Source organism: Mesorhizobium sp. P2_F7, from assembly GCF_056403695.1.
Genome location: NZ_JBFUFA010000003.1, coordinates 243,127 through 267,328 on the forward strand (window position 1 = coordinate 243,127; position 24,202 = coordinate 267,328).

Sequence of the window (24,202 nt, forward strand, 5' to 3'; positions counted from 1 at the left end):
TCATGGCGACCGCGGAAGAAGTCGCCAAGGCAGCGGAGCGGCGCGATGTGCGCGACCGCTGGCTGCTGTCAGCGCCAGCATTGCTAGTGATTTTCCTCGCCGCGACCGGCCCCTTGCTGATCGTGCTGATCTACTCGTTCCTGACGCCCGGCCCCTATGGCGACGTGAAGTGGCAGTTTTCGCCCGATGCCTGGCTGTCGGTATTCATGGAACGCGACATTTTCGACGATACGCTTTCGCTTGCGGCGGCGCATGTCACCATTTTCTGGCGCTCGATCAAGCTTGCGGTGGTGACGACCATCGCCACGTTGGCGCTGGGGTTTCCCACCGCCTATTTCATGGCGACGCGCAGCGAAAAGACCAGGGATCTCTGGCTGTTCCTGATCACCATTCCGTTCTGGACAAACCTTCTGATCCGCACCTTCGCCGTGCTGCAGATCATCCGCAACGAAGGCATCATCAACACCATCCTTATCAAGCTCGGCATCGTCTCGGCGCCGGTGCAGATCCTCTACACCGACACGGCGATCCTGATCGGCATGGCCTATGTCTACCTGCCGCTGATGGTGCTGCCGATCTATGCCAGCATGGAGAAGCTTGATTTCCGCCTGGTCGAGGCGGGCTATGATCTCTACGCGACGCGCTTCAAGGTGCTGCGCAAGATCATCTTTCCGCTGGTCAAACCCGGCGTCATCGCCGGCTCCATTCTGGTCTTCATTCCGGCGCTTGGCGCCTATGTGACGCCGAGCGTGCTTGGCGGCGGCAAGAACATGATGCTGTCCAACCTGATCGAATTGCAGTTCGGGCAGGGCCGCAACTGGCCGCTCGGCTCGGCGCTGTCGATCACGGTGATGATCATCGTCATGGTGGCGCTGCTTGCCTATGTCCGCAACGCCGGCAAGTCGGGGGTGCGACATGGCTAGCAACTTTTCGATCAAGCACCAGACCGGCTTCACGGCGATCGCCGCGACCTGTTTCATCGTGCTCTATCTGCCCATCATCGTGCTGGTCGCCTACGCCTTCAATGCCGCGAACTCGACGTCCGAATGGGGCGGCTTTTCGATGCGCTGGTTCCAGTCGGCGTGGCAGAATGTGCAGGTTATCGACGCGACGCTGCGCTCGTTCCAGATCGGCGCCATCGCTGCAGTGCTGTCGACCATCTTTGCCACCATGGCGGCGCTTGCCACCACCCGCACGGCGTCCTATCCCGGCCTCACCTTCAAATATGCGGCAATCAACCAGCCGCTGATGGTGCCCGAGATCGTCACAGGCGTGGCGCTGCTGATCTTCTTCTCGCGCATCAAGATTTTCACCGGCTATTCCGGCCTCGGCTATCTCATCGCCGCGCATACGGCGTTCTGCATTCCGTTCGCCTACCTGCCGATCCGGGCGCGGCTGGAGAACATGGACCTGACTCTGGAGCGCGCCGCGGCCGATCTCTATGCGACGCCGTGGAAGACTTTTCGGCGCATCACGCTGCCGCTTTTGTGGCCAGGCATCCTGGCCGGACTGATGCTGGCCTTCGTCATCTCGCTCGATGACGTCGTCATCACCGAGTTCGTCAAATCCGGCGGGCAGGACACGCTGCCCACCTACATGCTCGGCCAGATCCGCCGCGGCATCACGCCTGAGATCAACGCGATATCGACCGCCTTCCTGCTGCTTTCGGTCGCGATCGTCACGTTGTTTTTCTTTGTCAGCAGGAAACGAGACTGAACCTACAATGGGAGTTAAAACCATGAACTGGAAAACAACGACAGCCGCCATGGGGTTGGCGCTGCTCGCAACGACGGGCCTGGCCCGCGCCGATGGCGAACTGAACATCTACAATTGGGGCAACTACACCAGCCCCGACGTGATCAAGAAGTTCGAAGCCAAATACAACATCAAGGTCACCATCACCGACTACGATTCCAACGACACGGCGCTCGCCAAGGTGCGCCAGGGCGGCACCGGCTTCGACATTGCCGTGCCGTCGCAGACCTATGTGCCGATCTGGATCAAGGAAGGCCTCGTGCTCGAGACCGACCCGGGCAAGATGGAGAACTTCAAGAACGTGGCGCCCGAATGGGCCAATCCCGATTTCGACCCCGGCCGCAAATATTCGGTTCCGTGGGCGCTGGGCACCGTCGGTGTCGTCGTCAACACCGATGTCTACAAGGGACCGGCCGACTCGTGGGGCATCATCTTCAACACACCGGACGAGCTCAAGGGCAAGACCAATGTCGTTCCCGAGATGAATGACGTCATCTTCGCCGCGATCAAATATGTCGGCGGCCAGCAGTGCACCGACGACAAGGCAGTGCTGAAGAAGGTGCGCGATACGCTTGTCGCGGCCAAGCCGAACTGGATCGCCATGGAATACAATACCATCGAGAAGATGGGCGCCGGCGACTTCAAGGCGACCAGCGACTGGAATGGTTCGGCACTGCGCCAGCGGCTGGCCAATCCGGCCATCCACTACAACTATCCGAAGGAAGGCTACGGCCTGTGGAGCGACAACGTCGTCGTTCTCAAGGAGGCCAAGAACGTCGAGAACGCCAAGCTGTTCCAGAACTTCATCATGGATCCGGAAAACGCGGCGGGCCTCTCGGCCTTCCACCGCTACGCCAACGCCATCACCGGCTCGGACAAGTACATGCCGGCCGACATGAAGGACGCACCGGAGGTTGTCATTCCGGAGGCTGCGAAGGCACAGGGCGAATTCCAGAAGATGTGCGCGCCTGAGATCCAGGACATCTACACCAAGATCTGGACCGAACTGCAGAAGTAACCGCTTCTTGAGAGACCCGGCGATCTTTCCCGCCGGGTCTCTTCTTTTCCGGAATGGCTTTCATGGACTCCTATCGCAACAGCGATCCGCGGCCGCCGATCATGCAGGGTTCGCCGCCGCAGATGGTATTGCCGAAACTCGATTGGGACCGGCCGCCATGGAACCGCTGGGCCTTCCAGCACATCCGCGAATTCCTGCCGACCATCGAGGTTTGGCGCGGCACAGGCCATCGCCATCGTTTCGAGCGAGCCGAGACCGATCTCGACGCGCTGGCGGTCGAGGACAGCGAGGGCCGTCCGACCACACTCGCCGGTCTGCTCGACGAGACCTATGCGGACGGCTTCCTGGTGCTCAAGGACGGCAAGGTTGCCTACGAGCGCTATTTCAACGGCATGGACGAGCGCACGCTGCACCTGTCGCAGTCGATGGCGAAGTCGGTGACCGGCACGGTGTTCGGCATTCTGGTCGGGCGCGGGCTGATCGATACGGCCAAACCGGTGACCACTTATCTGCCGGAACTCGGCGAGACCGGCTGGGCCGGCGCCAGCGTGCAGCATGTGCTCGACATGACCACCGGCGTGCGCTTTTCCGAGGAATACACCGATCCCTATTCCGATATCGGCCAGGTCGATGTCGCCACCGGCTGGAAGCCGGTGCCGCCGGACAGCGATCCGGATTTCCAATGGCCGTCGCATCTGTTCGAACTGATCCTGCGGCTGACAAACAGAGTGCGTCCGCATGGCGCTGCGTTCGAGTACCGTTCGATCGAGACTGACGTGCTGGCCTTCATCATGGAGCGGGTGACCGGCAAGCGGCTGGCGCAGCTGGTCTCGGAGGAGCTCTGGCAAAAGATCGGCGCCGACGAAAGCGCCTGCTTCACGGTCGACAGCGCCGGCTATGCCCTGGCCGATGGCGGCTTCAACGCGACGCTGCGCGATTACGCCCGCTTCGGCCAGTTGATCCTCGACAAGGGCCGAGGCATCGTGCCGGCCGACTGGATCGAGGCGACGCGCAACGGCAGGCATGGGCCGGCTTTCAATCCGAGCCTGCCGGAGGGCAGCTACCGCAACCAGTTCTGGATCGAGAACCCGCGCTCGCGCGCACTGATGTGCCGGGGCGTGTTCGGGCAGATGATCCATATCGACTGGGAAACGAACATGGTCGTGGTCAAGCTCTCGACCTATCCGGATTTCAGCAATGTCGCCTATTCGGTGGCGACGCTGAAGGCCGTGCATGCCATCGCCAAGGCGCTTGGCTGAAATTACACAAACCATCCCTTTGAGGAAACGTTCATGACCGGCAAGACCGCGTTCGAGATCCGCTACGGCTTTGCCCGCAACGAGGTGCTGCTTTCCAACTGGCGCGAAAGCCCGTTCAACCAGTGGTCGTTCCAGAATCTTGGCGAACTGGTGCCGACCGCTCCCGTGGCGGCGACGCCGGGAAGCGTCGAGGCGCCGGCGCGGGACGTGAGCGGGCTGCTTGGCGAAAAGGTCTCTGTCGCCGGCGCGCCGGAAACGGTGGCCGAATTTCTCGTCCGCTCGAGCAGCGACGCGCTGACGGTGATGAAGGGCGGCAAGATCGTCGGTGACTGGTTCGCGCCCAATATGGAGTTCGGCGCCCGTCACATCATCTTCTCGATCAGCAAGTCGGTCACCGCAATCATCGCCGGCCTACTGGAAGCCGAGGGCGTGTTCGATCCGGAAGCGCCGGTGGCGCAGTACATTCCAGAGGCCGCCGGCTCGGCCTATGCCGATGCGAGCTGCCGGCATGTGCTCGACATGAGCGTCAGCCTCGATTTCGAGGAGGCCTATCTCGATCCCGAAAGCGCCTTTGCCCGCTACCGCCGAGCCACGCTGTGGAATCCGGGCGGCGGCACGGAAAGCCTGCGTGAATTCATCCTGACCCTGCAGCGGCTTGCCGAGCCGCATGGCGAGACCTTTCGCTACCGTTCGCCCAACTCCGACCTGCTCGGCATCCTGCTGGAGCGCGCTTCGGGCCGGCGCTTCCCCGACCTGATGCGCGAGAAACTGTGGCTGCCGCTCGGCGCCGTCAGCGAAGCCTCGATCGGCGTCGACATGGAGGGCACGGCGCGCACCGCCGGCGGCATTTCGGTGACGCCGCGCGATCTCGCGCGCATCGGCGAGATGATGCGGCAGGGCGGAACGGCCAATGGCCGGCGCATCGTGCCGGAAGCCTGGGTGCACGATACGGTCGTTACCGGCGGCAATGCGGAAGCCTGGCAGCGCGGCACCATGGTGCATCTGTTCCCGAAGGGCCGGTATCGCAATAAATGGTACCAGACGGGACACGAAAACGGCGCCTTCTGCGGCATCGGCATCCATGGCCAATGGCTCTATGTCAATCCGAAGACGGAAGTGGTGATTGCAAAGATGGGGTCGCAGCCAGTGCCGGAGGAGCCTGCGCTTGAACGCGAGATCGTTGCCTTCTTCGAGGCGCTGAGCGGGCTGGTTTAGCCCATCCCGGACATCCGAACTTCGGTGCTTTCCTGTGGATCTCGCGCGCTGGTGAAGACGCGGCAGTTGGCGGCGCCGATGTCTGCGCCTATGGTCGCCGCTCTTTTGCGACAAGGACCAGCATGGCATCGGACAGCACGCGCATCGCAGCAATCATCGCGGCCGAGATCGGCGCGCGGCCGGAACAGGCGGCGGCAGCCATCGGGCTGCTCGACGAGGGGGCGACCGTGCCGTTCGTGGCGCGCTACCGCAAGGAGGTCACTGGCGGGCTCGACGACACGCAATTGCGCGACCTTGCCGAGCGGCTGGCCTATCTGCGCGAGCTCGATGCGCGCCGCGACACAATTCTCGGTTCGATCCGCGAGCAGGGCAAGCTGACCGAGGAGCTTGAGGCCAAGATCGTTGCCGCCACCACCAAGGCCGAGCTGGAAGACATCTATCTGCCCTACAAGCCCAAGCGCCGCACCAAGGCGGAGATTGCTAGGGAGCGTGGGCTCGGGCCGCTGGCCGAGGCCATCCTGACCAATCGCTCGCTGGTGCCGGCCGAGGCGGCGCTGGCCTATGTGACCGAAGAGGTCGCCGACGCCAAGGCGGCGCTGGAAGGCGCGCGCGACATTCTGTCGGAGCAATTCGCCGAAAATGCCGATCTGGTCGGCAAGCTGCGCAGCTACATGAAGGAACGCGCTTTCATGCGTGCCCGTGTCGTCGACGGCAAGCAGGAGGCCGGCGCCAAATTCTCCGACTATTTCGACCATGTCGAGCGCTGGGCCAATGTGCCGAGCCATCGTGCGCTGGCCATGCTGCGCGGCCGCAACGAAGAGGTGCTGTCGCTCGACATAGAGGTCGATGCCGACGACGCCTCGTCAGTGAAGCCGGTCGAGCGGATGATCGCCAATGCCTATGCCATCGGCTCCAGTCTGCCGGGCGACCGCTGGCTGATGGAAGTCGCCGGCTGGACCTGGCGGATAAAACTGTCGCTGCACCTTACGCTCGATCTGATGCGCGACCTGCGCGAGCGGGCGGAGGAAGAGGCGATCCATGTCTTCGCCCGAAACCTGAAAGACCTCCTGTTGGCTGCCCCTGCCGGCTCGCGGCCGACCATGGGGCTCGACCCCGGCATCCGCACCGGCGTCAAGGTGGCGGTGGTCGACGGCACCGGCAAGGTGCTGACGACGACGACGGTCTATCCGTTCCCGCCAAGAAACGATGCGCGCGGCACGCAAGTCGAACTCGCCGCCCTCATCCGCCAGCACAAGGTCGAGCTGATCTCGATCGGCAACGGCACCGGCAGTCGCGAGACGGAAAAGCTGGTTGCCGACATGCTGTCGGATATGCCGGCCGGTGCAGGCCCAAAGCCGCTCAAGGTGATCGTCAGCGAAGCCGGCGCTTCGGTCTATTCGGCCTCGGCCACGGCGGCGGCGGAATTCCCCGGCCTCGACGTGTCGCTGCGCGGTGCGGTGTCGATCGCAAGGCGGCTGCAGGATCCGCTGGCCGAACTGGTCAAGATCGAGCCGAAGTCGATCGGTGTCGGCCAGTACCAGCACGATGTCGACCAGTACCGGCTCGGCCGCTCGCTGGAAGCGGTGGTCGAAGACGCGGTCAACGCCGTCGGCGTCGACCTCAACACCGCTTCGGCACCGCTGCTGGCCCGCGTGTCCGGCCTTGGCGCATCGCTCGCGGATGCCATCGTTGCGCATCGCGATGCGACCGGGCCGTTCGCCAGTCGCAAGGAATTGCTGAAGGTGGCGCGGCTCGGACCGCGCGCGTTCGAACAATCCGCCGGCTTCCTGCGCATTGCCAATGGCAGCGAGCCCCTCGATGCTTCGTCGGTGCATCCGGAAGCCTATGGCGTGGCCAAGAAGATCGTCGCCGCCTGCGGCCGCGATGTGCGCGCGCTGATGGGCGACAGTGCTGCGCTGAAAGCGCTCGACCCGCGCGTCTTCGTCGACGAGCGTTTCGGCCTGCCGACGGTGCGCGACATTATCGCCGAGCTGGAAAAGCCGGGCCGTGACCCACGCCCCGGCTTCAAGACCGCGACCTTTGCCGACGGTGTCGACGACATCAAGGATCTGAAGCCCGGCATGCTGCTCGAAGGCACCGTCACCAATGTCGCGGCTTTCGGCGCCTTCGTCGATATCGGCGTGCACCAGGACGGGCTGGTGCATGTCTCGCAACTCGCCGACCGCTTCATCAAGGACGCGCATGAGGTGGTGAAGGCCGGTGATGTCGTGAAGGTGCGCGTCGTCGATGTCGACATTAAGCGCAAGCGCATCGCGCTCTCCATGCGCAAGGATGGCGGCGAGGGCGGCGCCTCGAAAGGGCCGCGCGACAGTGGCGGCGGCAAGCCGGCGCCACGTGGGCCGACACCACAGCGCCAGCCGGAGCGGCCGTCGCAGGGTGCGTTCGGCGCGGCGCTGGCCGATGCGCTGAAGCGGAAGTAGCTACCACGCCAGAACAGCCGGCTCCTTCTCGACCTGCCCCAGCAGCCAGTCGCGGAAGCTGGCGACCGGCGGGTGGCCGCGCTTGTCGTGCGGCACGACGAGATAGTAAGCGCTGCGGCTTTGCATCGGCTGGCCGGGAGTGGGCACGAGCTGACCGCGCTGCAATTCGCCCGATATGAGAACCTGCGGGAGGAGGGCGACGCCAAGTCCGGCCATGCAGGCCTGGGCGACGGTGCCGAACTGCTCGAACTGCATGCCAGGCCCGCTCGGCGCGCTGAGACCCTGCTCTTCGAACCATTCGCTCCAGGCGCCAGGGCGCGTCGCCATGTGCAGCAGCGGCAGGCGGCTGATATCGGCTGCCGTAGCGATAAGGCGGCTGGCCAGGAAGTCGGGCGAGACCACAGGCAATACGGTTTCACGCATCAGCAAAGTGGAGTCCGCGTCCGGCCAGTCCGGCAGTCCGTGATGGATGGCGGCGTCGAGCCGCTCGCGGGCGAAATCGAAACGACCGATGCGGGTGACGAAGTTGATGGTGATGTCAGGGTTGTTTTCGACGAAATCCGGGATCAGCGGCATCAGCCAGCGTGTGCCGAAGGTCGGCAATATGGCAAGGTTCAGCATGCCACTATGCCGATTGCTCATCAATCCGAGCGCTGCGTCGCGCAACTGGCCAAGTGCCGAGCGCACCGCCTCGGCATAGGTTTCGCCTGCAGCCGACAGCCGGACATTGCGGCTGTCGCGCTCGAACAGCCGGCGACCGAACTGGTCCTCCAGAAGTGCTATTTGCCGGCTGACGGCGCCCTGGGTCAGGTCGAGTTCCTGTGCGGCGGCAGTGAAGGAGCCGAGGCGGGCGACCGCCTCGAAGGCGGCAAGGGCGCTGGTGCTCGGCAAAAGGCGGCGCTGGACGTTCATGATCCATTACTATCTCTCATTGATCGGTGATGCAATTTCGTTTGATTTTTAGGAGGCAGAGGCGGATAAGCCCGGGCAATCAAGATTTTCGCTGGGAGAGACCGAGCCATGGCCGCCGACAAGAACGCGTTCGTCTGGGAAGACCCTTTCCTGATCGAGAACCAGCTTTCGGAGGATGAGCGCATGGTGCGCGATGGCGCGGCTGCCTTCGCCGCCGACAAGCTGGCGCCGCGCATCGAGGCGGCCTACCTCGAGGAAAAGACCGATGCCGGCATCTTTCGCGAGATGGGCGAGGCCGGCCTGCTCGGCATCACCATTCCGGAGGAATATGGTGGGCTCGGCGCCAATTACGTCACCTACGGGCTGGTAGCGCGCGAGGTCGAGCGTGTCGATTCCGGTTATCGCTCGATGATGTCAGTGCAGTCGTCGCTGGTCATGTATCCGATCCATGCCTATGGCTCGGAAGCGCAGCGCAAGAAATATCTGCCGAAACTGGCGTCGGGCGAATGGATCGGCTGCTTTGGCCTGACCGAACCGGATGCCGGCTCCGATCCGGGCGGCATGAAGACCCGGGCCGAGAAGACGGCGAACGGCTACAAGCTCTCCGGCTCGAAAATGTGGATTTCCAACGCGCCGATCGCCGACGTGTTCGTCGTCTGGGCGAAGCTCAAGGGCGAGAACGGCAAGGACGAAATCCGCGGCTTCGTGCTGGAAAAGGGCATGAAGGGCCTGTCGGCGCCGAAGATCGGCGGCAAGCTTAGCCTGCGCGCATCGATCACCGGCGAGGTGGTGATGGAAGGCGTAGAAGTGGGCGAAGACGCGCTGCTGCCCAACGCCAAGGGTCTGGGTGGTCCGTTCGGCTGCCTCAACCGCGCCCGCTACGGCATTTCCTGGGGCGCCATGGGCGCGGCCGAGGATTGCTGGCGCCGGGCGCGTCAATATGGCCTCGACCGCAAGCAGTTCGGCAAGCCGCTGGCCGGCACGCAGCTGTTCCAGAAGAAGCTCGCCGATATGCAGACCGAAATCGCTCTGGGCCTGCAGGGGAGCTTGCGCGTTGGCCGGCTGATGGACGAGGGCAAGATGGCGCCGGAGATGATCTCGATCGTCAAGCGCAACAATTGCGGCAAAGCGCTCGACATTGCCCGCCAGGCCCGCGACATGCATGGCGGCAACGGCATCCAGATCGGCTACCACGTCATGCGCCACGCGCAGAATCTGGAGACCGTCAACACCTATGAGGGCACGCACGACGTGCACGCGCTGATTTTGGGAAGAGCGCAGACGGGTATCCAGGCGTTCTTCTGAGCCCTCTGCGTCGTCATCCTCGGGCTTGACCCGAGGATCCATGCCGCGACGTCAAGGCGCCGCTGAGGTGAACGAAATTTCCGGGGTAGGTCGAAAACGGGTTTGTTCTGCGCCGTTGCGTTCTTCGATCGGCGTAACGGCATGGATCCCCGGGTCTACGCCGCGTCGCTGCGCTCCTTGCTTCGCCCCAGGATGACGAAGACGCGAAAGCCCTCGCTAATCGCAGAGGCTGGAAGCCGGTGGAACCAGTCGCCGGCGCAGTCGTTAGCTGCTTAAATTAGGTGCACCGCAACATCTCTGCTTGGAGATTGGCCAGCAGATGTGTCAGGGTTCCGCGAATTCGTTTGAAACGCCGATCTCCGGGGCCCCATGGCAATTCTGGCAGCCGTCTACCATCTGACCCACTACAAATATGACCGGCCCGTGGTTCTCGGGCCCCAGGTCATCAGGCTGCAGCCGGCGCCGCATTCCCGCACCAAGGTGCTCAGCCATTCGCTCAAGGTCGGACCGGCAAACCACTTCGTCAATCTGCAGCAGGACCCCTACGGCAATTTCCTCGCCCGTTTCGTCTTTCCGGAGCCGGTGACGGAACTGAAGATCGAGGTCGATCTTGTCGCCGACATGACGGTCTACAATCCGTTCGATTTCTTCGTCGAGCCGGCGGCCGAGACGTTTCCGTTCGAGTATCCGGAAGACATCAGGGACGATCTCGCCATCTACCGCACGCCGGAGCCGGCCGGGCCGCTGCTTTCGGCTTTCCTCGCAACGATCGACCGTAGCGCCACCAACACCGTCAATTTCGTCGTCGACCTTAATGCGCGGCTGCAACGTGAGATCGCCTATATCGTGCGTATGGAAACCGGCGTCTTCTCGCCGGAGGAGACGCTGGCGGCGAAAAAAGGCTCGTGCCGGGATTCGAGCTGGCTGCTGGTGCAGATCCTGCGCAACCTGGGCATCGCCGCGCGTTTCGTCTCCGGCTACCTGATCCAGCTGAAGCCCGACCTGGTGGCGCTCGATGGCCCGGCCGGGACCGCGGTCGACTTCACCGACCTGCACGCCTGGTGCGAAGTCTATCTGCCGGGCGCTGGCTGGATCGGCTTCGACCCGACGTCGGGCCTGCTTACCGGTGAAAGCCATGTGCCGCTGGCGGCAACGCCACATTTCCGCAATGCGGCTCCCATTTCCGGCATGGCGAGCTTTGCCAATGTCGAGTTCGGCTTCGACATGCGGGTCGACCGCATCGCCGAGCATCCGCGTATCACCAAGCCGTTTTCGGACGAAAGCTGGCAGGCGCTGGACGCGCTGGGCAACAAGGTCGACGCGGCACTCGAGGCCGGCGACGTCAGGCTGACCATGGGTGGCGAGCCGACCTTCGTGTCGATCGACGATTTCGAGTCGGCCGAGTGGAACACCGCTGCCGTCGGTCCGACCAAGCGCGAAAAGGCCGATGCGCTGATCCGCAAGCTGCGCGAACGCTTCGCGCCGGGCGGCTTTCTCCATTACGGCCAGGGCAAATGGTATCCCGGCGAGAGTCTGCCGCGCTGGACCTTCTCGCTCTACTGGCGCACCGATGGCCAGCCAGTGTGGAGCAATCCATCGCTGATCGCGCGCGAAAAGAGCGATGCAAAGGTCGGACCGCAGCAGGCCGAAAGCCTGCTGACGGCGATTGCCGGCGAACTCGGCATCGACAAGGCCATGGTCAGCGAAGCCTATGAGGATCCGGCAGAATGGCTGCTCAAGGAAGGCAAGCTGCCCGACAATGTCGACCCTTCCAACTCGAAGCTGGAAGACCCGGAAGAGCGCAGCCGCATGACGAAAGTGTTCGAGCGCGGGCTGACCAAGCCGTCAGGCTATGTGTTGCCGGTGCAGCGCTGGAACAGCCAGGCATCGGATCCGCGCTGGCGATCTGAGAAATGGAAGACCCGGCGCGGCCGGCTGTTCCTGGTGCCTGGCGATTCACCGGTAGGCTACCGCCTGCCGCTGGGCACGCTGCCCTATGTGCCGCCGGCGCAATTCCCCTACATCGTGCCGGTTGATCCGTCGCTGCCGCGCGGACCGCTGCCGGCGCGTGAAGCCATATTGCCGGAACCGGCTCCGGCAGAACTGGAAGGCGCCGACGAAATGGCGCGCCGCCAGCAGGCGATTTCTTTCACCGCGACGACCGGCCAGCAGGACCGGGTTGAGCAGGAAATCACCGAGATCGGCGGCGCGGTGCGCACGGCACTTTCCGTCGAGCCGCGCGACGGACGGCTCTGCGTGTTCATGCCGCCGGTCGAGGCGCTGGAAGATTATCTCGAACTGGTCGCAGCCGCCGAGAATGCGGCAAAGGCGATCGGTCTTCCCGTGCACATCGAAGGCTATGGCCCGCCGCACGATCCGCGCCTCAACGTCATCCGCGTGGCGCCCGATCCCGGTGTCATCGAGGTCAACATCCATCCGGCTTCGAATTGGCAGGACTGTGTGGCGACGACGACAGCGATCTACGAAGAGGCGCGGCAGACGCGGCTTGGCGCAGACAAGTTCATGATCGACGGCCGCCACACTGGCACCGGCGGCGGCAACCATGTCGTGGTCGGCGGCGCGACGCCAAATGACAGCCCCTTCCTGCGCCGACCCGATCTGTTGAAGAGCCTGGTGCTACAATGGCAGCGGCGCCCGTCGCTGTCCTATCTGTTTTCCGGCCTGTTTATCGGCCCGACCAGCCAGGCGCCGCGTTTCGACGAGGCGCGGCACGACTCGCTTTATGAGCTCGAAATCGCGATGGCGCAGGTGCCGCACCCGGACCAGGGCAACGCGCCGCTGCCATGGCTGGTCGACCGGCTGTTCCGCAATCTGCTCACCGACGTCACCGGCAATACGCATCGTTCCGAAATCTGCATCGACAAGCTGTTTTCGCCCGACGGGCCGACCGGGCGGCTCGGCCTGGTCGAGTTTCGGGGCTTCGAGATGCCGCCCAATGCGCGCATGTCGCTGGCGCAGCAATTGCTGGTGCGTGCGATCATCGCCCGTGCGTGGAAGAACCCGCTCGACGGCCGCTTCGTGCGCTGGGGCACGTCGCTGCACGATCGCTTCATGTTGCCGCATTACGTCTGGGCGGATTTCCTCGACGTGCTCGACGATCTCAAGCTCAACGGTTTCGAGTTCCGTCCGGAATGGTTCGACGCGCAGCTCGAATTCCGCTTTCCCTTCTGCGGCGAGGTCCAGCATGCCGGCGTCAAGCTGGAGCTCAGGCAAGCGCTGGAGCCTTGGCACGTCATGGGCGAGCAGGGCGCCATTGGCGGCACGGTGCGCTTCGTCGATTCCTCGGTCGAACGGCTGCAGGTCAGGACCGAAGGCCTCAACCCGGAACGTCACTCCATCGTCTGCAATGGCCGCGTCGTGCCGATGAAGGTAACCGACAACAGGGACGTCGCGGTGGCGGGCGTGCGCTTCAAGGCCTGGCAGCCGGCGTCCGGCCTGCATCCGGCGCTGCCGGTCAACACGCCACTGGTCTTCGACATATACGACCGCTGGTCGGGCCGGGCGGTGGGCGGCTGCGTCTACCATGTCGCGCATCCCGGCGGACGCAGCTACGACACCTTCCCGGTTAACGGCAATGAGGCCGAGGCGCGGCGGCTTGCCCGCTTCGAGCCGCGCGGCCACACGCCGTCGGCCTATGTGCTGCGCAACGAAGAAGCCTCTGAAGACTTCCCGATGACCCTTGACCTCAGGCGGCCGGCAAGACTCTGATCAGCGATGGCAAAGGGGAATCACAAAAAGCTGCGCGGCAAGCCGCTGAGGCACAGTCTGCTGGAACACTACCAGCCGATTGACGGCGTCGTCGACGAGATGGTCGATGCAGCGGGCAATCCGCGCCCGGTGTGGAAGAACTTCATCGATGCGCTGGAAGAGCTTGGTCCGGAGAAGCTCGGCCAGCGCTTCGCCCGCGCCGATCAGTATCTGCGCGACGCCGGCGTCTATTACCGCGTCTACGACAAGGCCGGCGCCAATGAGCGCGAATGGCCGCTGGCGCATATCCCGCTGCTGATCGAGGACAAGGAATGGGCCGAGATCAGCGCCGGCCTCGTGCAGCGTGCCGATCTGTTCGAAGAGATCGTCGCCGACATTTACGGGCCGAACCGGCTGATCGAGAAGGGCATCCTGCCGGCGGGACTGATTGCGGCGAGCGCTGAATATCTGCGGCCCGTCGCCGGCACCCGGCCGGCCAGCGGCCATTTCCTGCATTTTTGCGCCTTCGAGCTCGGCCGTGGGCCGGACGGAAGCTGGTGGGTGCTGGGCGACCGCACGCAGGCGCCGTCGGGCGCCGGCTTTGCGCTGGAGAACCGCGTCGCCACCACGCGTGCGCTGTCGGACATCTATGGCGAGATGCATGTGCATCGTCTTGCCGGTTTCTTCCGCCGCTTTCGCGACGCACTGATCGGCATGGCCAAGGAGAATGACGGCCGCGTCGCCATACTGACGCCGGGGCCGCTCAACGAGACCTACTACGAGCACGCCTATATCGCCCGTTATCTCGGCATCATGCTGCTCGAGGGCGAGGACCTGACCGTCTCCGGCGGTAAGCTGATGGTGCGCACGGTTTCCGGGCTGATGCCGATCACCGTGCTGTGGCGGCGGCTCGATGCCGCCTTCGCCGATCCGCTGGAACTGCGGCCAGACTCGCAGATCGGCACGCCGGGACTGGTCGAGGCGATCCGCCGCGGCGCCGTTTCGACGGTCAACGCGCTGGGTTCGGGCTTGATGGAGACGCGGGCGCTGCTCGCCTTCCTGCCAAAAATTTCGCGCGCATTGCGCGGCGAAGAGCTTTTGTTGCCAAGCGTCGCCACCTGGTGGTGCGGGCAAGACAGCGAACGCCGGCATGTGCTTGCCAATCTCGACCGCATGGTCGTCGGGCCGGCTCTGTCGACGCGGCTTGCCTTCGAGGATGACGACCAGACCAGGCTCGGTTCGGCACTGACGCCGGAAGAACGCACTGCTCTGATTGCGCGGATCGAGAGCGACGGCGGCGGTTTCGTCGGCCAGGAAGCGGTGACGCTGTCGACGACGCCGGTCTACGTCGGCGGCTGGCTGGAGCCACGGCCGGCAAGCCTGCGCGTCTATCTGGCGCGCACGCCGGAAGGCTGGACGGTGATGCCGGGCGGTTTCGCCCGCGTCGGCCTGTCGCTCGACCCGACGGCCATCGCCATGCAGCGCGGCGGTCAGGCGGCCGACGTCTGGGTGGTCAGCGAGAAGCCGGTCGAGCGCGAGACGCTGCTGCCGCAGGAGCATGACAGTTTTGCCCGCACCATGCCGGGCAGCCTGCCCAGCCGTGCGGCCGAAAACCTGACCTGGCTCGGCCGCTACATCGAGCGCTCGGAAGATACGGTGCGTATCCTGCGCGCCTATCACGTGCGGCTGGCCGAGACGTCCGATCCGGACATGCCATTGCTCACCGATATCAGGGATTATCTCGAACCGTTCGGCATCGACCTCGAATCGGCCATTCCTCCGGGATTGATCGGCACGCTGGACAGCGCCGTCTACAGCGCCGGGCAGATCCGCGACCGCTTTTCGCCTGACGGCTGGCTGGCGCTCAAGGATCTGTCGAAGACCATTCACCAGTTCGCCACCACAGTGGCGCCGGGCGACGATGCGACACGGGCGATGACGGTGATGCTGCGCAAGCTCGCTGGTTTTTCCGGCCTGCTGCATGAGAACATGTACCGCTTCACCGGCTGGCGTTTCCTCGAGATCGGCCGGCGCATCGAGCGCGGCATCCAGATCGCCCGCACGCTTGCCCGCCTGACCAGGGCAAAAGCACCTGATGGCGCGCTCGACATGATGCTGGAGATCGGCGACAGCGTCATGACCCATCGCCGGCAGTATCCGGTGCGGGCCGGACGGCGCACAGTGATCGACCTCTTGGCGCTTGACCCACTCAACCCGCGCTCGATCCTGTTCCAGCTCGAGCGGCTGAAGGCGGAAATCGGCCTGCTGCCGTCGGTTGGCCCGGAGGGGCACATGTCGGTGGCGGCCAAGGAAATCCTGCAGCTCAACACGGCGATTGCCGTCATGGAGCCGTCGGAGATGTCGGCGGAGGTGCTGGACGATCTCGCCACCGAGATCGGCAACCTCTACAACAGCCTCGCCAAAGCGTATTTCGGTTAACATGCTGTACGACATCAGGCTTCATCTCAGCTACGACTATGACGCCGCGGCCGGTGGCAGCCGACATCAGGTGCGTGTCTTGCCGCAGACCATTGCCGGCGTGCAGCGCGTGGTCGCCGCCTCGCTTTCATTTGTGCCGACCCCGTCGGAGCGCACTGATTTTACCGATTTCTTCGGCAACAATGTCACCGCGATCGCCTTTCGCGATGTCCATGACGGGCTCGACATCAGGATGAGCGCGCGCGTGTCGGTGTCGCGGCCGGAGCCTGGGCTCGACGTGTCGCCCGACTTGCAGCGGCTGAGGGAAGAACTCGGCGCGGTGCGATCCCTGGCGCCCGACGCACCGCATCACTTTCTCACGGCCAGCGATCATGCCGGTATCGATGCGGCTATCACCGCCTATGCGCGGCGGAGCCTTGCCGGGTCGACCACCGGCACGGTGATGGATTTTTGCAACCGCATCCATCGCGACTTCACCTATGATGGTGAGGCGACCACCGTGCATACCAGGGCCAGCGACGCCTTCCGTTTGAAGCGTGGCGTGTGCCAGGATTTCTCCCACATCATGATCGCGGGCTTGCGCGGGTTGGGCATCCCCGCCGGCTATGTCAGCGGCTTCCTGCGCACCATTCCACCCAAGGGTAAGCCGCGGCTCGAAGGCGCCGACGCCATGCACGCATGGGTCAAGGTGTGGTGCGGGCGCGATGCCGGCTGGCAGGAATTCGACCCGACCAACGGCATGCGGGCCAGCAACGACCACATCACCGTCGGCTATGGCCGCGACTATTCCGACGTGGCGCCGATCGTTGGTGTGCTGAAAACCACCGGCGGTCAGGTTGGCGACCAGGCGGTCGATGTCATCCCGGTCGCGCTCGAGAAGGCCTGACAGCCTCGAAGCACAGCTTCTCAACAACGGCCATGCCCGTTATGCTCGGTCGAAACTTCGGGGAGGATCGGTCGGCAGGCATGCCGATGCGGAGTTCGGTATTGACGGCAATCAGTGTCATCATCCCGGCGCACAATGCGGCGGCAACTATAGCGGCCACGCTGGCCTCGCTTCGTTCTGAAGCCGAGGTTATCGGCGAGGTGCTGCTGGTCGACGATTCCTCCTTGGACGGGACGGCAGAAGCCGCGCTGAATGCCGCCACGCAATTCTCGTTGCCGTTGCGCGTGCTCAAGAGCAGCTGCCGGGACGCGGGCGGCTCCCGCAATGTGGCGCTGGCGCAGGCGCAATGTTCCTGGATCTACCCGATCGACGCCGACGACTTGCATCTGGAGGGCGGGCTACGGTCGATGCTGGTCCGGGCGGGGGAGCAGCCGACCGCTGACATGGTGGTCGGCGCCTACCGTCGGCGCACCGATGGCGAGGATCGGAACCTCAAGCTTCCAGCCGGCTACACAGAAGACGGTATAGCCAATGCCTCGGCCTATCTGGAAGGTCGCATTCGCTCGATCGCCGTGGGCAGTGCGCTGGTTTCTCGGCGCGTCGTCGGCGACACGCGCTTCCCGACCGGGCTTGCCTATGACGAGGACACGCTGTTCTGGGCCAGGCTGATGGGCAGGGCGTCGCTTGCCCTGATCGTGCATCCCGTCATGATCTACGACGTTTCGGCAGTGCGTTCCGATGATCGCTTCATCATCAGGCCGGTGCGCCGCTTTCTCGACTGGCGGCTGGCGCTGCGCGAGCTGACTGACTGTGGCATCCCACTATCGTCGCTGAAGACCAGGGAAGGGCTAGTCGCCCTCAAGATCGCCCGGGTTCACTATGCGCGTGGCGATCTGGAGACGGCGGCGCGGTTCCTGAGGATCGCGGCGGCGGCGCCGAAGGCGCGGTCGAACACCTGGCGTTGCAGGCGCTACCAGCTGAAGCTGGCGCTGCGGCGCTGGTTTTCCTCTCCGCGCGCCCAGTTGCAACGTGCCTGAATCAGCCCCGCCGCAGCTTGCCGTCATTGTCATCGGCTATCGCGCGCCGGCTCAAATCGTCGAGGCGGTGACATCCCTGCTGGATCAGAATGCGTCGCTCGAGATCATGGTGGTCAACTCGGGCGGAGGTGAGGTGCTGGCGCTGCTGACCGGCGCCGGGGTCAAGGTGCCAGTGATCGAGGTCGGTCGAAGGCTGTTTGTCGGCGCAGCCCGCAATCTTGGCATTGCGGCCACCAAAGCGCCTTTCGTTGCCTTTCTTGCCGATGATTGCCTCGCCTGTTCGGGCTGGGCCGAGGCACGGATGCAGCGGCATCTGGCTGGCGACCGCGCCGTGGCGAGCGCCATGGTGAACAGCCATCCGCGCAATCTGATCGCCTGTGCGGCTCATCTGATCATGTTCATGCGACGGCTTCCCGGTCTGCCGTCGGATCGTGCGCTGCGTTACGGCGTGTCGTTCGATCGGCGGCTGTTCGATGAATATGGCTTGTTCGATGAAACCATGCCTGCTGCCGAAGACACCGAATTCCTGGGGCGGCTGCCGCAGGAACTGCAGCCGGTCTGGGAGCCTAAGGTGCAAACCGTTCATCGCAACGAAACCCGGCTGTCCAGATTGCTTGCCGATCAGTACAGGCGCGGCTGTCGCCGCGGCGATTACCTCGCAGCGTCCGCCCCGAACACTCCGTTTCGGTGTTTTCGCGACACGTTTCGCGATCGGCGGAATGCCCGCAAGCTGGCGAAGATCGGGCTTTCCGATCGGGATCGAACTTTCGCGATGATGTCGATGCCAATTGTCTGGCTTGCTCTGCTGGTCAAATCCGTGGGTGTCTATATTGGCGTGCGAAATCGCGTGAAAGCGGCAACAAGAAAATGATAACGAGCCAAATCAAGCCTCGACGCTGGCGACGGAGCCGACTGTTCTGGACGCGGCAGAGAACGGTCGCAGTTTTCAGCTATCGCTATGACGCGCATCTGGTTGCCGATCTGATCGCCAATATCGATCCGGTCGTTGACGGCTGGATTGCCTATGACGATCGCGGGGCGACCGGCGTGTTCAGCAGCGAGCCGCGGCGGCGGCGGATCTTGCTCGACGCAGCGCATGAAGCTGCCGCCGACTGGATCCTGGCTATTGATCCCGATGAGCGGCTGGAACGCGGTACCGCGGAGCGGATCGGACAGTTGACGGGGGATTACAGGCGCATGGCCTGGGGGTTCCGGCTCCGCGAATTGTATTCGCCGACCGAGTACCGGGTTGACGGGCTGTGGGCCGAAAAGTTCCAGTATCGTCTATTCAGAGCCTACGATCCGGCGAAGTACCGACCAGAGGACCTGCATGGGCTCTGGTACCCTCCCGATCTTGGTTTCAAGGCCCGCAAAAGCGGGCTCAACCTTTATCATCTGAAAATGATGGAGCCGAAGCGGAGGATCGCCCGCCGCAATCTCTACGACCACCTCGATCCAAAGGGCGTCCTGCAGGATGTGGGCTATGACTACCTTGCCGATGAGGCAGGGGCCGTGTTCGAACAGATTCCGCCCGGGCGCGACTACCATCCGCCTCACGTCGACGATGGCGGCCTCTGGATGGCCGACGTGTCGGCTGGTGCCGCCATTGGTGGACCCGACCACATTCCATAGCAACGCGGTGGAACCAGCTGCCGGTCCCGCAGCTTATCTACGGGAAAAATTCCGTGGGGAGAGGGCATGCTGGACAAATCCGCGTCGCTATCCGGCTCATCGGCGGCCCGGGAGCTTGCACGAAAGAACGGTACGCCGACGGATGGCGCGCAAGCCTCTGCCGATCAGGCCTCGCTGATCTATGTCAGCGATAGCGAGCCGGGTATCCGCCGCCTGAAGGCGGGCGAGGGATTTTCCTACAAGGGCCCTAAGGGACAGGCCGTCAGCGCTTCGGCCATCGCCCGCATCAAGGCGCTGGCCGTTCCGCCAGCGTGGACGGATGTGTGGATTTCGCCCGATCCCGCCGGCCATATCCAGGCGACCGGCCGCGACCAGCGCGGGCGCAAGCAGTATCGCTACCATCCGCTCTGGGCCGCCGAGCGCGACGGCGCCAAATATTCAAGCCTCGTCGCCTTTGCCGAAAGCTTGCCGGATTTGCGCCGCCGCATCGATGCCGATTTGCGCCGCCACGGCCTGCCGGCCGAGCGCGTCGTGGCGGCAATCGTCTGGCTGCTCGACAACACGATGATCCGGGTCGGCAATGCTGCCTATGCCCGCGACAACAAGAGTTTCGGGCTGACCACGCTGCGGGACCGCCACGTCGACATCAAGGGATCGAGCCTGCGCTTTGCCTTCAAGGGCAAATCCGGCAAGGAATGGAAACTGAAGCTTGTCGATCGCCGCATCGCCCATGTCGTGCGCAGCGCTCAGGATATACCGGGGCAAAAGCTTTTCCAGTACCTGGACGAGGACGACGCCCGGCATCCGGTGCGCTCCGACGACGTCAACCGCTACATCCGCGATGCTGTCGGAGAAGATTTCAGCTCGAAGCATTTCCGCACCTGGGGCGGCACCATCCATGCCGCGTCGTTGTTCGCGCAGACGGAGCTTCCCGAAAGCCAGGCCGGGGTGAAGCGGCTGATGAATGCCGTCATCGACAAGGTGGCCGAGCGGCTCGGCAACACGCGCGCCGTCTGCCGCAAATGCTACATCCATCCGCAAGTCTTCGAAGCCTGGGTGGAAGGGCGGCTGCTCGACGAAATGACCGAGGCCAACAAGCGCAGGCGATCGATAGACGGACTGGACGACGAGGAGGCGCTGGTGCTGCGGTGGTTGAAGGCCAGCGAAGGTTGAAAAAATGCCCTAACTTTTTTGTCGACGCCATGTCGGCATAGGCCCTACTGTTTCGTCCTTTGATGAGAGAAAAGGACGTCCCATGCTCTACGCTATCCTCTGCTATGCCTCCGAAGATGTCGTCTCCTCCTGGAGCAAGGCACAGGATGACGAGGTGATGGCGAAACTCCTGAATGTGCAGCAAAAATACGCTGACGCCGGCCGGCTTGGCCCGGTGGCGCGGCTTTTGCCGACCACTGCTGCGACGACGCTGCGCAAGGTCAAGGGCGAATCGGTCGTCATCGACGGTCCGTTTGCCGAGACCAAGGAGCAGTTCCTTGGCTTCTACACGCTCGAATGCGCCGATCTCGATGAGGCCGTCGACTTCGCGCGCGAACTGTCCGAGGTCAATCCGAGCGGCGGATCCTATGAGATCCGGCCGGTTTCCGTCTTCGACCCAACCCGAGTTTTGAAATGACCGACCTTTCCTGGATCAGCTCCGCAATCTCAGCCGCCCGCCCGCAGGCGATGGGTGCGCTGCTGCGCTATTTCCGCGATCTCGATACGGCGGAGGAAGCTTTCCAGGATGCGTGCCTGAGGGCACTCAAGAACTGGCCGCAAAACGGGCCGCCGCGCGATCCGGCGGCATGGCTGATCTTTGTCGGCCGCAACAGCGGCATCGACGCGGTGCGCAAGCGCGCCAAGCAGGCGCCGATGCCGGAAGAGGACCAGATCTCGGACCTCGAAGATGCCGAGAGCGACATCGCCGAGCGGCTGGACGGCGCGCATTACCGCGACGACATATTGCGGCTCTTGTTCATCTGCTGCCATCCGGACCTGCCGGCGACGCAGCAGATCGCGGTGGCGCTGCGCATCGTCTCCGGCCTGACCGTCAAGCAGATCGCGCGCGCCTTCCTGGTCGGCGAAAGCGCTATGGAGCAGCGCATCACCCGCGCCAAGGCGCGCATTGCCGACGCCGGCGTGCCGTTCGAGACGCCGGGCGCAGTCGAGCGTTCGGAGCGGCTCGCCGCGGTTGCAGCCATGGTCTATCTGATCTTCAACGAAGGCTATTCGACCAACAGCGGCGAAGCGCCGGCGCGTGCGCCGCTCTGCGAGGAAGCGATCCGGCTGGCGCGGCTGTTGCTCAGGCTGTTCCAGACCGAGCCGGAGATCATGGGGCTGACGGCACTGCTGTTGCTGCAGCATGCGCGTGCGCCGGCCCGTTTCGACGAGAATGGCGAGATCGTGCTGCTCGACGACCAGGACCGCTCGCTGTGGAGCCGCAAGATGATCGACGAAGGCCTGGCGCTGGTCGACAAGGCGCTGCGCCACCAGAAGCCCGGGCCCTATCAGGTGCAGGCGGCGATTGCGGCACTGCATGCGCGGGCGGCAACGCCTGAGGATACCGACTGGACCGAGATCGACTTGCTCTACAGTCTGCTGGAAAGGATGCAGCCATCGCCGGTGGTGACGCTGAACCGCGCGGTCGCCGTCGCCAAGGTGCGCGGCCCGGAAGCTGCGCTTGCGATGATCGAGCCGCTCGGCGAGCGGCTGTCCGGCTATTTCCACTTCTTCGGCCTCAAGGGTGGGTTACTGATGCAACTCGACCGTGGCGACGAGGCGCGCGTCGCCTTTGACCGCGCAATTGCTTTGGCCAATACGGCGGCGGAAGCCGCCCATATCCGCATGCATATCGACCGGTTGATGCGGGACGGCGCCGTGAAGGCGCCGGCGAAGACAGCGCACTGAAGCCTGCTGGCTCAATCGTGCAATCCCGGCTTGGACCATGCCGGGGTGGCGATTTTCCCCTGAAACGAGTAATGCCACGCCATGACAGCGCCTGACGTGCCTGCGGCACGCGGGCGACGTGGCGCAAAGGCTTGACCGCCGCCACATGATGGCGAGCGGATCTGAAAGGGATAAAAATGACGATAGCGAAGGAAACGGCTGAACTTCTGGCGAAATTGGGCGTGGCCAAGGACGCGCTCACCGGCGGCGACCTCATCGTGCGCAGCCCGGTGACGGGCGAGCAGATCGCGGCGCTGAAGACGATTTCACCGGCCGAGGCGGCCAAGACAATTGATGCCGCGCACACGGCGTTCCAGGCATGGCGGATGGTGCCGGGTCCGCGGCGCGGCGAACTGGTGCGGCTGCTCGGCGAGGAATTGCGCGCGCACAAGGCCGAGCTTGGCCGGCTGGTGTCGATCGAGGTCGGCAAGATCCCGTCGGAAGGCCTCGGCGAAGTCCAAGAAATGATCGACATCTGCGATTTCGCCGTCGGCCTTTCCCGCCAGCTGTACGGCCTGACCATCGCCACCGAGCGCCCTGGCCACCGCATGATGGAAACCTGGCATCCGCTCGGCGTCGTCGGCGTCATCTCGGCCTTCAACTTCCCGGTCGCGGTGTGGTCCTGGAATGCGGCGCTGGCGCTGGTCTGCGGCGATGCCGTGGTCTGGAAGCCGTCGGAAAAGACGCCGCTGACGGCGCTCGCCTGCGAGGCGATTTTTGCCCGCGCGGTCAAGCGCTTCGGCGCTGACGCGCCGCAGGGACTGGCGCCGGTGCTGATCGGCGACCGCGCCGTTGGCGAGATCCTGGTCGATCATCCGAAGGTGCCGCTGGTTTCGGCCACCGGCTCGACGCGCATGGGCCGTGATGTCGGCCCAAGGCTGGCCAAGCGCTTTGCCCGCGCCGTGCTGGAGCTCGGCGGCAACAACGCCGGCATCGTCTGCCCGACCGCCGATCTCGACATGGCGCTGCGCGCCATCGCCTTCGGTGCCATGGGCACCGCCGGCCAGCGCTGCACGACGCTGCGGCGTTTGTTCGTGCATGACAGCGTCTATGACGCGCTGCTGCCGCGGCTGAAGAAGGCCTATGAGAGCGTTTCCGTGGGCAACCCGCTGGAGACGTCCTCGCTTGTCGGTCCGCTGATCGACAAGGCGGCGTTTGATGCCATGCAGAAGGCGCTGAAGGAAGCCACCGCTCACGGCGGCAAGGTGACCGGCGGTACGCGGGTCGAGAACGGCCATCCCGATGCCTATTACGTGCATCCGGCGCTGGTCGAAATGCCGAAGCAGGTTGCGCCGGTTACTGAAGAGACCTTCGCGCCGATCCTCTATGTAATGAAATACTCCGATTTCGACGCCGTTCTGGACGAGCACAATGCGGTCGGCGCCGGGCTGTCGTCGTCGATCTTCACCCGCGACCTGCAGGAATCCGAGCGCTTCCTTGGCGTCGATGGCTCGGACTGCGGTATCGCCAACGTCAACATCGGCACTTCGGGCGCCGAAATCGGCGGCGCGTTCGGCGGCGAGAAGGAGACCGGGGGCGGCCGCGAGAGCGGTTCGGACGCCTGGAAGGCCTATATGCGCCGTGCCACCAACACGGTGAACTATTCCAAGGCGCTGCCGTTGGCCCAGGGCGTGTCGTTCGACATCGACTGAGGC

At 64.1% G+C, this 24,202-nt stretch carries 18 protein-coding genes; 17 read left to right on the top strand and 1 reads right to left on the bottom strand.

Features of this window, described 5'->3' with window-relative positions; all coding sequences use genetic code 11:
* Positions 1–2 precede the first annotated feature (2 nt).
* The 6 genes from AC1DZ8_RS10940 (at position 3) to AC1DZ8_RS10965 (ending at position 7,688) form a co-directional block, all read left to right on the top strand.
* The gene (locus AC1DZ8_RS10940) at positions 3–923 is read left to right on the top strand and encodes an ABC transporter permease (protein ID WP_112559356.1); all 921 of its coding nucleotides are present in this window, start codon (positions 3–5) and stop codon (positions 921–923) included.
* Complete coding sequence (locus AC1DZ8_RS10945; RefSeq protein WP_477303535.1) at positions 916–1,716, top strand: ABC transporter permease; 801 nt, start codon at positions 916–918, stop codon at positions 1,714–1,716. Before AC1DZ8_RS10940 ends, AC1DZ8_RS10945 begins: the two co-directional genes overlap by 8 nt.
* 22 nt (positions 1,717–1,738) lie before the next feature.
* Entirely contained in the window at positions 1,739–2,773 is a 1,035-nt protein-coding gene (locus AC1DZ8_RS10950) for an ABC transporter substrate-binding protein (protein WP_477303533.1), read from the top strand.
* Positions 2,774–2,835: 62 nt separating this feature from the next.
* Positions 2,836–4,032 (top strand): serine hydrolase domain-containing protein, encoded by a 1,197-nt coding sequence (locus AC1DZ8_RS10955; RefSeq protein ID WP_477303531.1) that lies wholly within the window; start codon positions 2,836–2,838, stop codon positions 4,030–4,032.
* A gap of 33 nt (positions 4,033–4,065) precedes the next feature.
* Positions 4,066–5,247 (top strand): serine hydrolase domain-containing protein, encoded by a 1,182-nt coding sequence (locus tag AC1DZ8_RS10960; RefSeq protein WP_477303529.1) that lies wholly within the window; start codon positions 4,066–4,068, stop codon positions 5,245–5,247.
* 122 nt (positions 5,248–5,369) lie between these two features.
* The gene (locus AC1DZ8_RS10965; RefSeq protein ID WP_477303527.1) at positions 5,370–7,688 is read left to right on the top strand and encodes a Tex family protein; all 2,319 of its coding nucleotides are present in this window, start codon (positions 5,370–5,372) and stop codon (positions 7,686–7,688) included.
* Here the strand turns inward: AC1DZ8_RS10965 and AC1DZ8_RS10970 are convergent, their stop codons facing one another.
* Positions 7,689–8,600, bottom strand: a complete 912-nt coding sequence (locus tag AC1DZ8_RS10970) for a LysR family transcriptional regulator (protein WP_477400875.1) — start codon at positions 8,598–8,600, stop codon at positions 7,689–7,691.
* Between the two features lie 108 nt (positions 8,601–8,708).
* On the opposite strand from AC1DZ8_RS10970, the gene AC1DZ8_RS10975 reads away from it, so the two are divergent.
* The 11 genes from AC1DZ8_RS10975 (at position 8,709) to amaB (ending at position 24,199) form a co-directional block, all read left to right on the top strand.
* The gene (locus AC1DZ8_RS10975; RefSeq protein ID WP_477303523.1) at positions 8,709–9,905 is read left to right on the top strand and encodes an acyl-CoA dehydrogenase; all 1,197 of its coding nucleotides are present in this window, start codon (positions 8,709–8,711) and stop codon (positions 9,903–9,905) included.
* 369 nt (positions 9,906–10,274) lie between these two features.
* Positions 10,275–13,634: a transglutaminase family protein gene (locus AC1DZ8_RS10980; protein ID WP_477400877.1), complete on the top strand. Its 3,360-nt coding sequence runs from the start codon at positions 10,275–10,277 to the stop codon at positions 13,632–13,634.
* 6 nt (positions 13,635–13,640) lie between these two features.
* A complete protein-coding gene (locus AC1DZ8_RS10985; RefSeq protein WP_477303519.1) occupies positions 13,641–16,052 on the top strand; it encodes a circularly permuted type 2 ATP-grasp protein in 2,412 nt (803 codons plus the stop codon).
* 1 nt (position 16,053) lies between these two features.
* Complete coding sequence (locus tag AC1DZ8_RS10990; RefSeq protein WP_477303517.1) at positions 16,054–16,938, top strand: transglutaminase family protein; 885 nt, start codon at positions 16,054–16,056, stop codon at positions 16,936–16,938.
* Between the two features lie 101 nt (positions 16,939–17,039).
* Entirely contained in the window at positions 17,040–17,975 is a 936-nt protein-coding gene (locus AC1DZ8_RS10995; protein WP_477303515.1) for a glycosyltransferase family 2 protein, read from the top strand.
* Complete coding sequence (locus AC1DZ8_RS11000; protein ID WP_477303513.1) at positions 17,968–18,846, top strand: glycosyltransferase family 2 protein; 879 nt, start codon at positions 17,968–17,970, stop codon at positions 18,844–18,846. Before AC1DZ8_RS10995 ends, AC1DZ8_RS11000 begins: the two co-directional genes overlap by 8 nt.
* Positions 18,843–19,607: a hypothetical protein gene (locus AC1DZ8_RS11005; protein ID WP_477303511.1), complete on the top strand. Its 765-nt coding sequence runs from the start codon at positions 18,843–18,845 to the stop codon at positions 19,605–19,607. Before AC1DZ8_RS11000 ends, AC1DZ8_RS11005 begins: the two co-directional genes overlap by 4 nt.
* Positions 19,608–19,673: 66 nt before the next feature.
* Entirely contained in the window at positions 19,674–20,780 is a 1,107-nt protein-coding gene (locus tag AC1DZ8_RS11010; protein ID WP_477303509.1) for a DNA topoisomerase IB, read from the top strand.
* A gap of 82 nt (positions 20,781–20,862) precedes the next feature.
* A complete protein-coding gene (locus AC1DZ8_RS11015) occupies positions 20,863–21,237 on the top strand; it encodes a YciI family protein (RefSeq protein WP_477288209.1) in 375 nt (124 codons plus the stop codon).
* Entirely contained in the window at positions 21,234–22,508 is a 1,275-nt protein-coding gene (locus AC1DZ8_RS11020; protein ID WP_477303507.1) for an RNA polymerase sigma factor, read from the top strand. The genes AC1DZ8_RS11015 and AC1DZ8_RS11020 overlap by 4 nt, the downstream gene beginning before the upstream one ends.
* Positions 22,509–22,684: 176 nt before the next feature.
* Positions 22,685–24,199: an L-piperidine-6-carboxylate dehydrogenase gene (gene amaB, locus AC1DZ8_RS11025; RefSeq protein WP_477303505.1), complete on the top strand. Its 1,515-nt coding sequence runs from the start codon at positions 22,685–22,687 to the stop codon at positions 24,197–24,199.
* Positions 24,200–24,202: the final 3 nt, after the last annotated feature.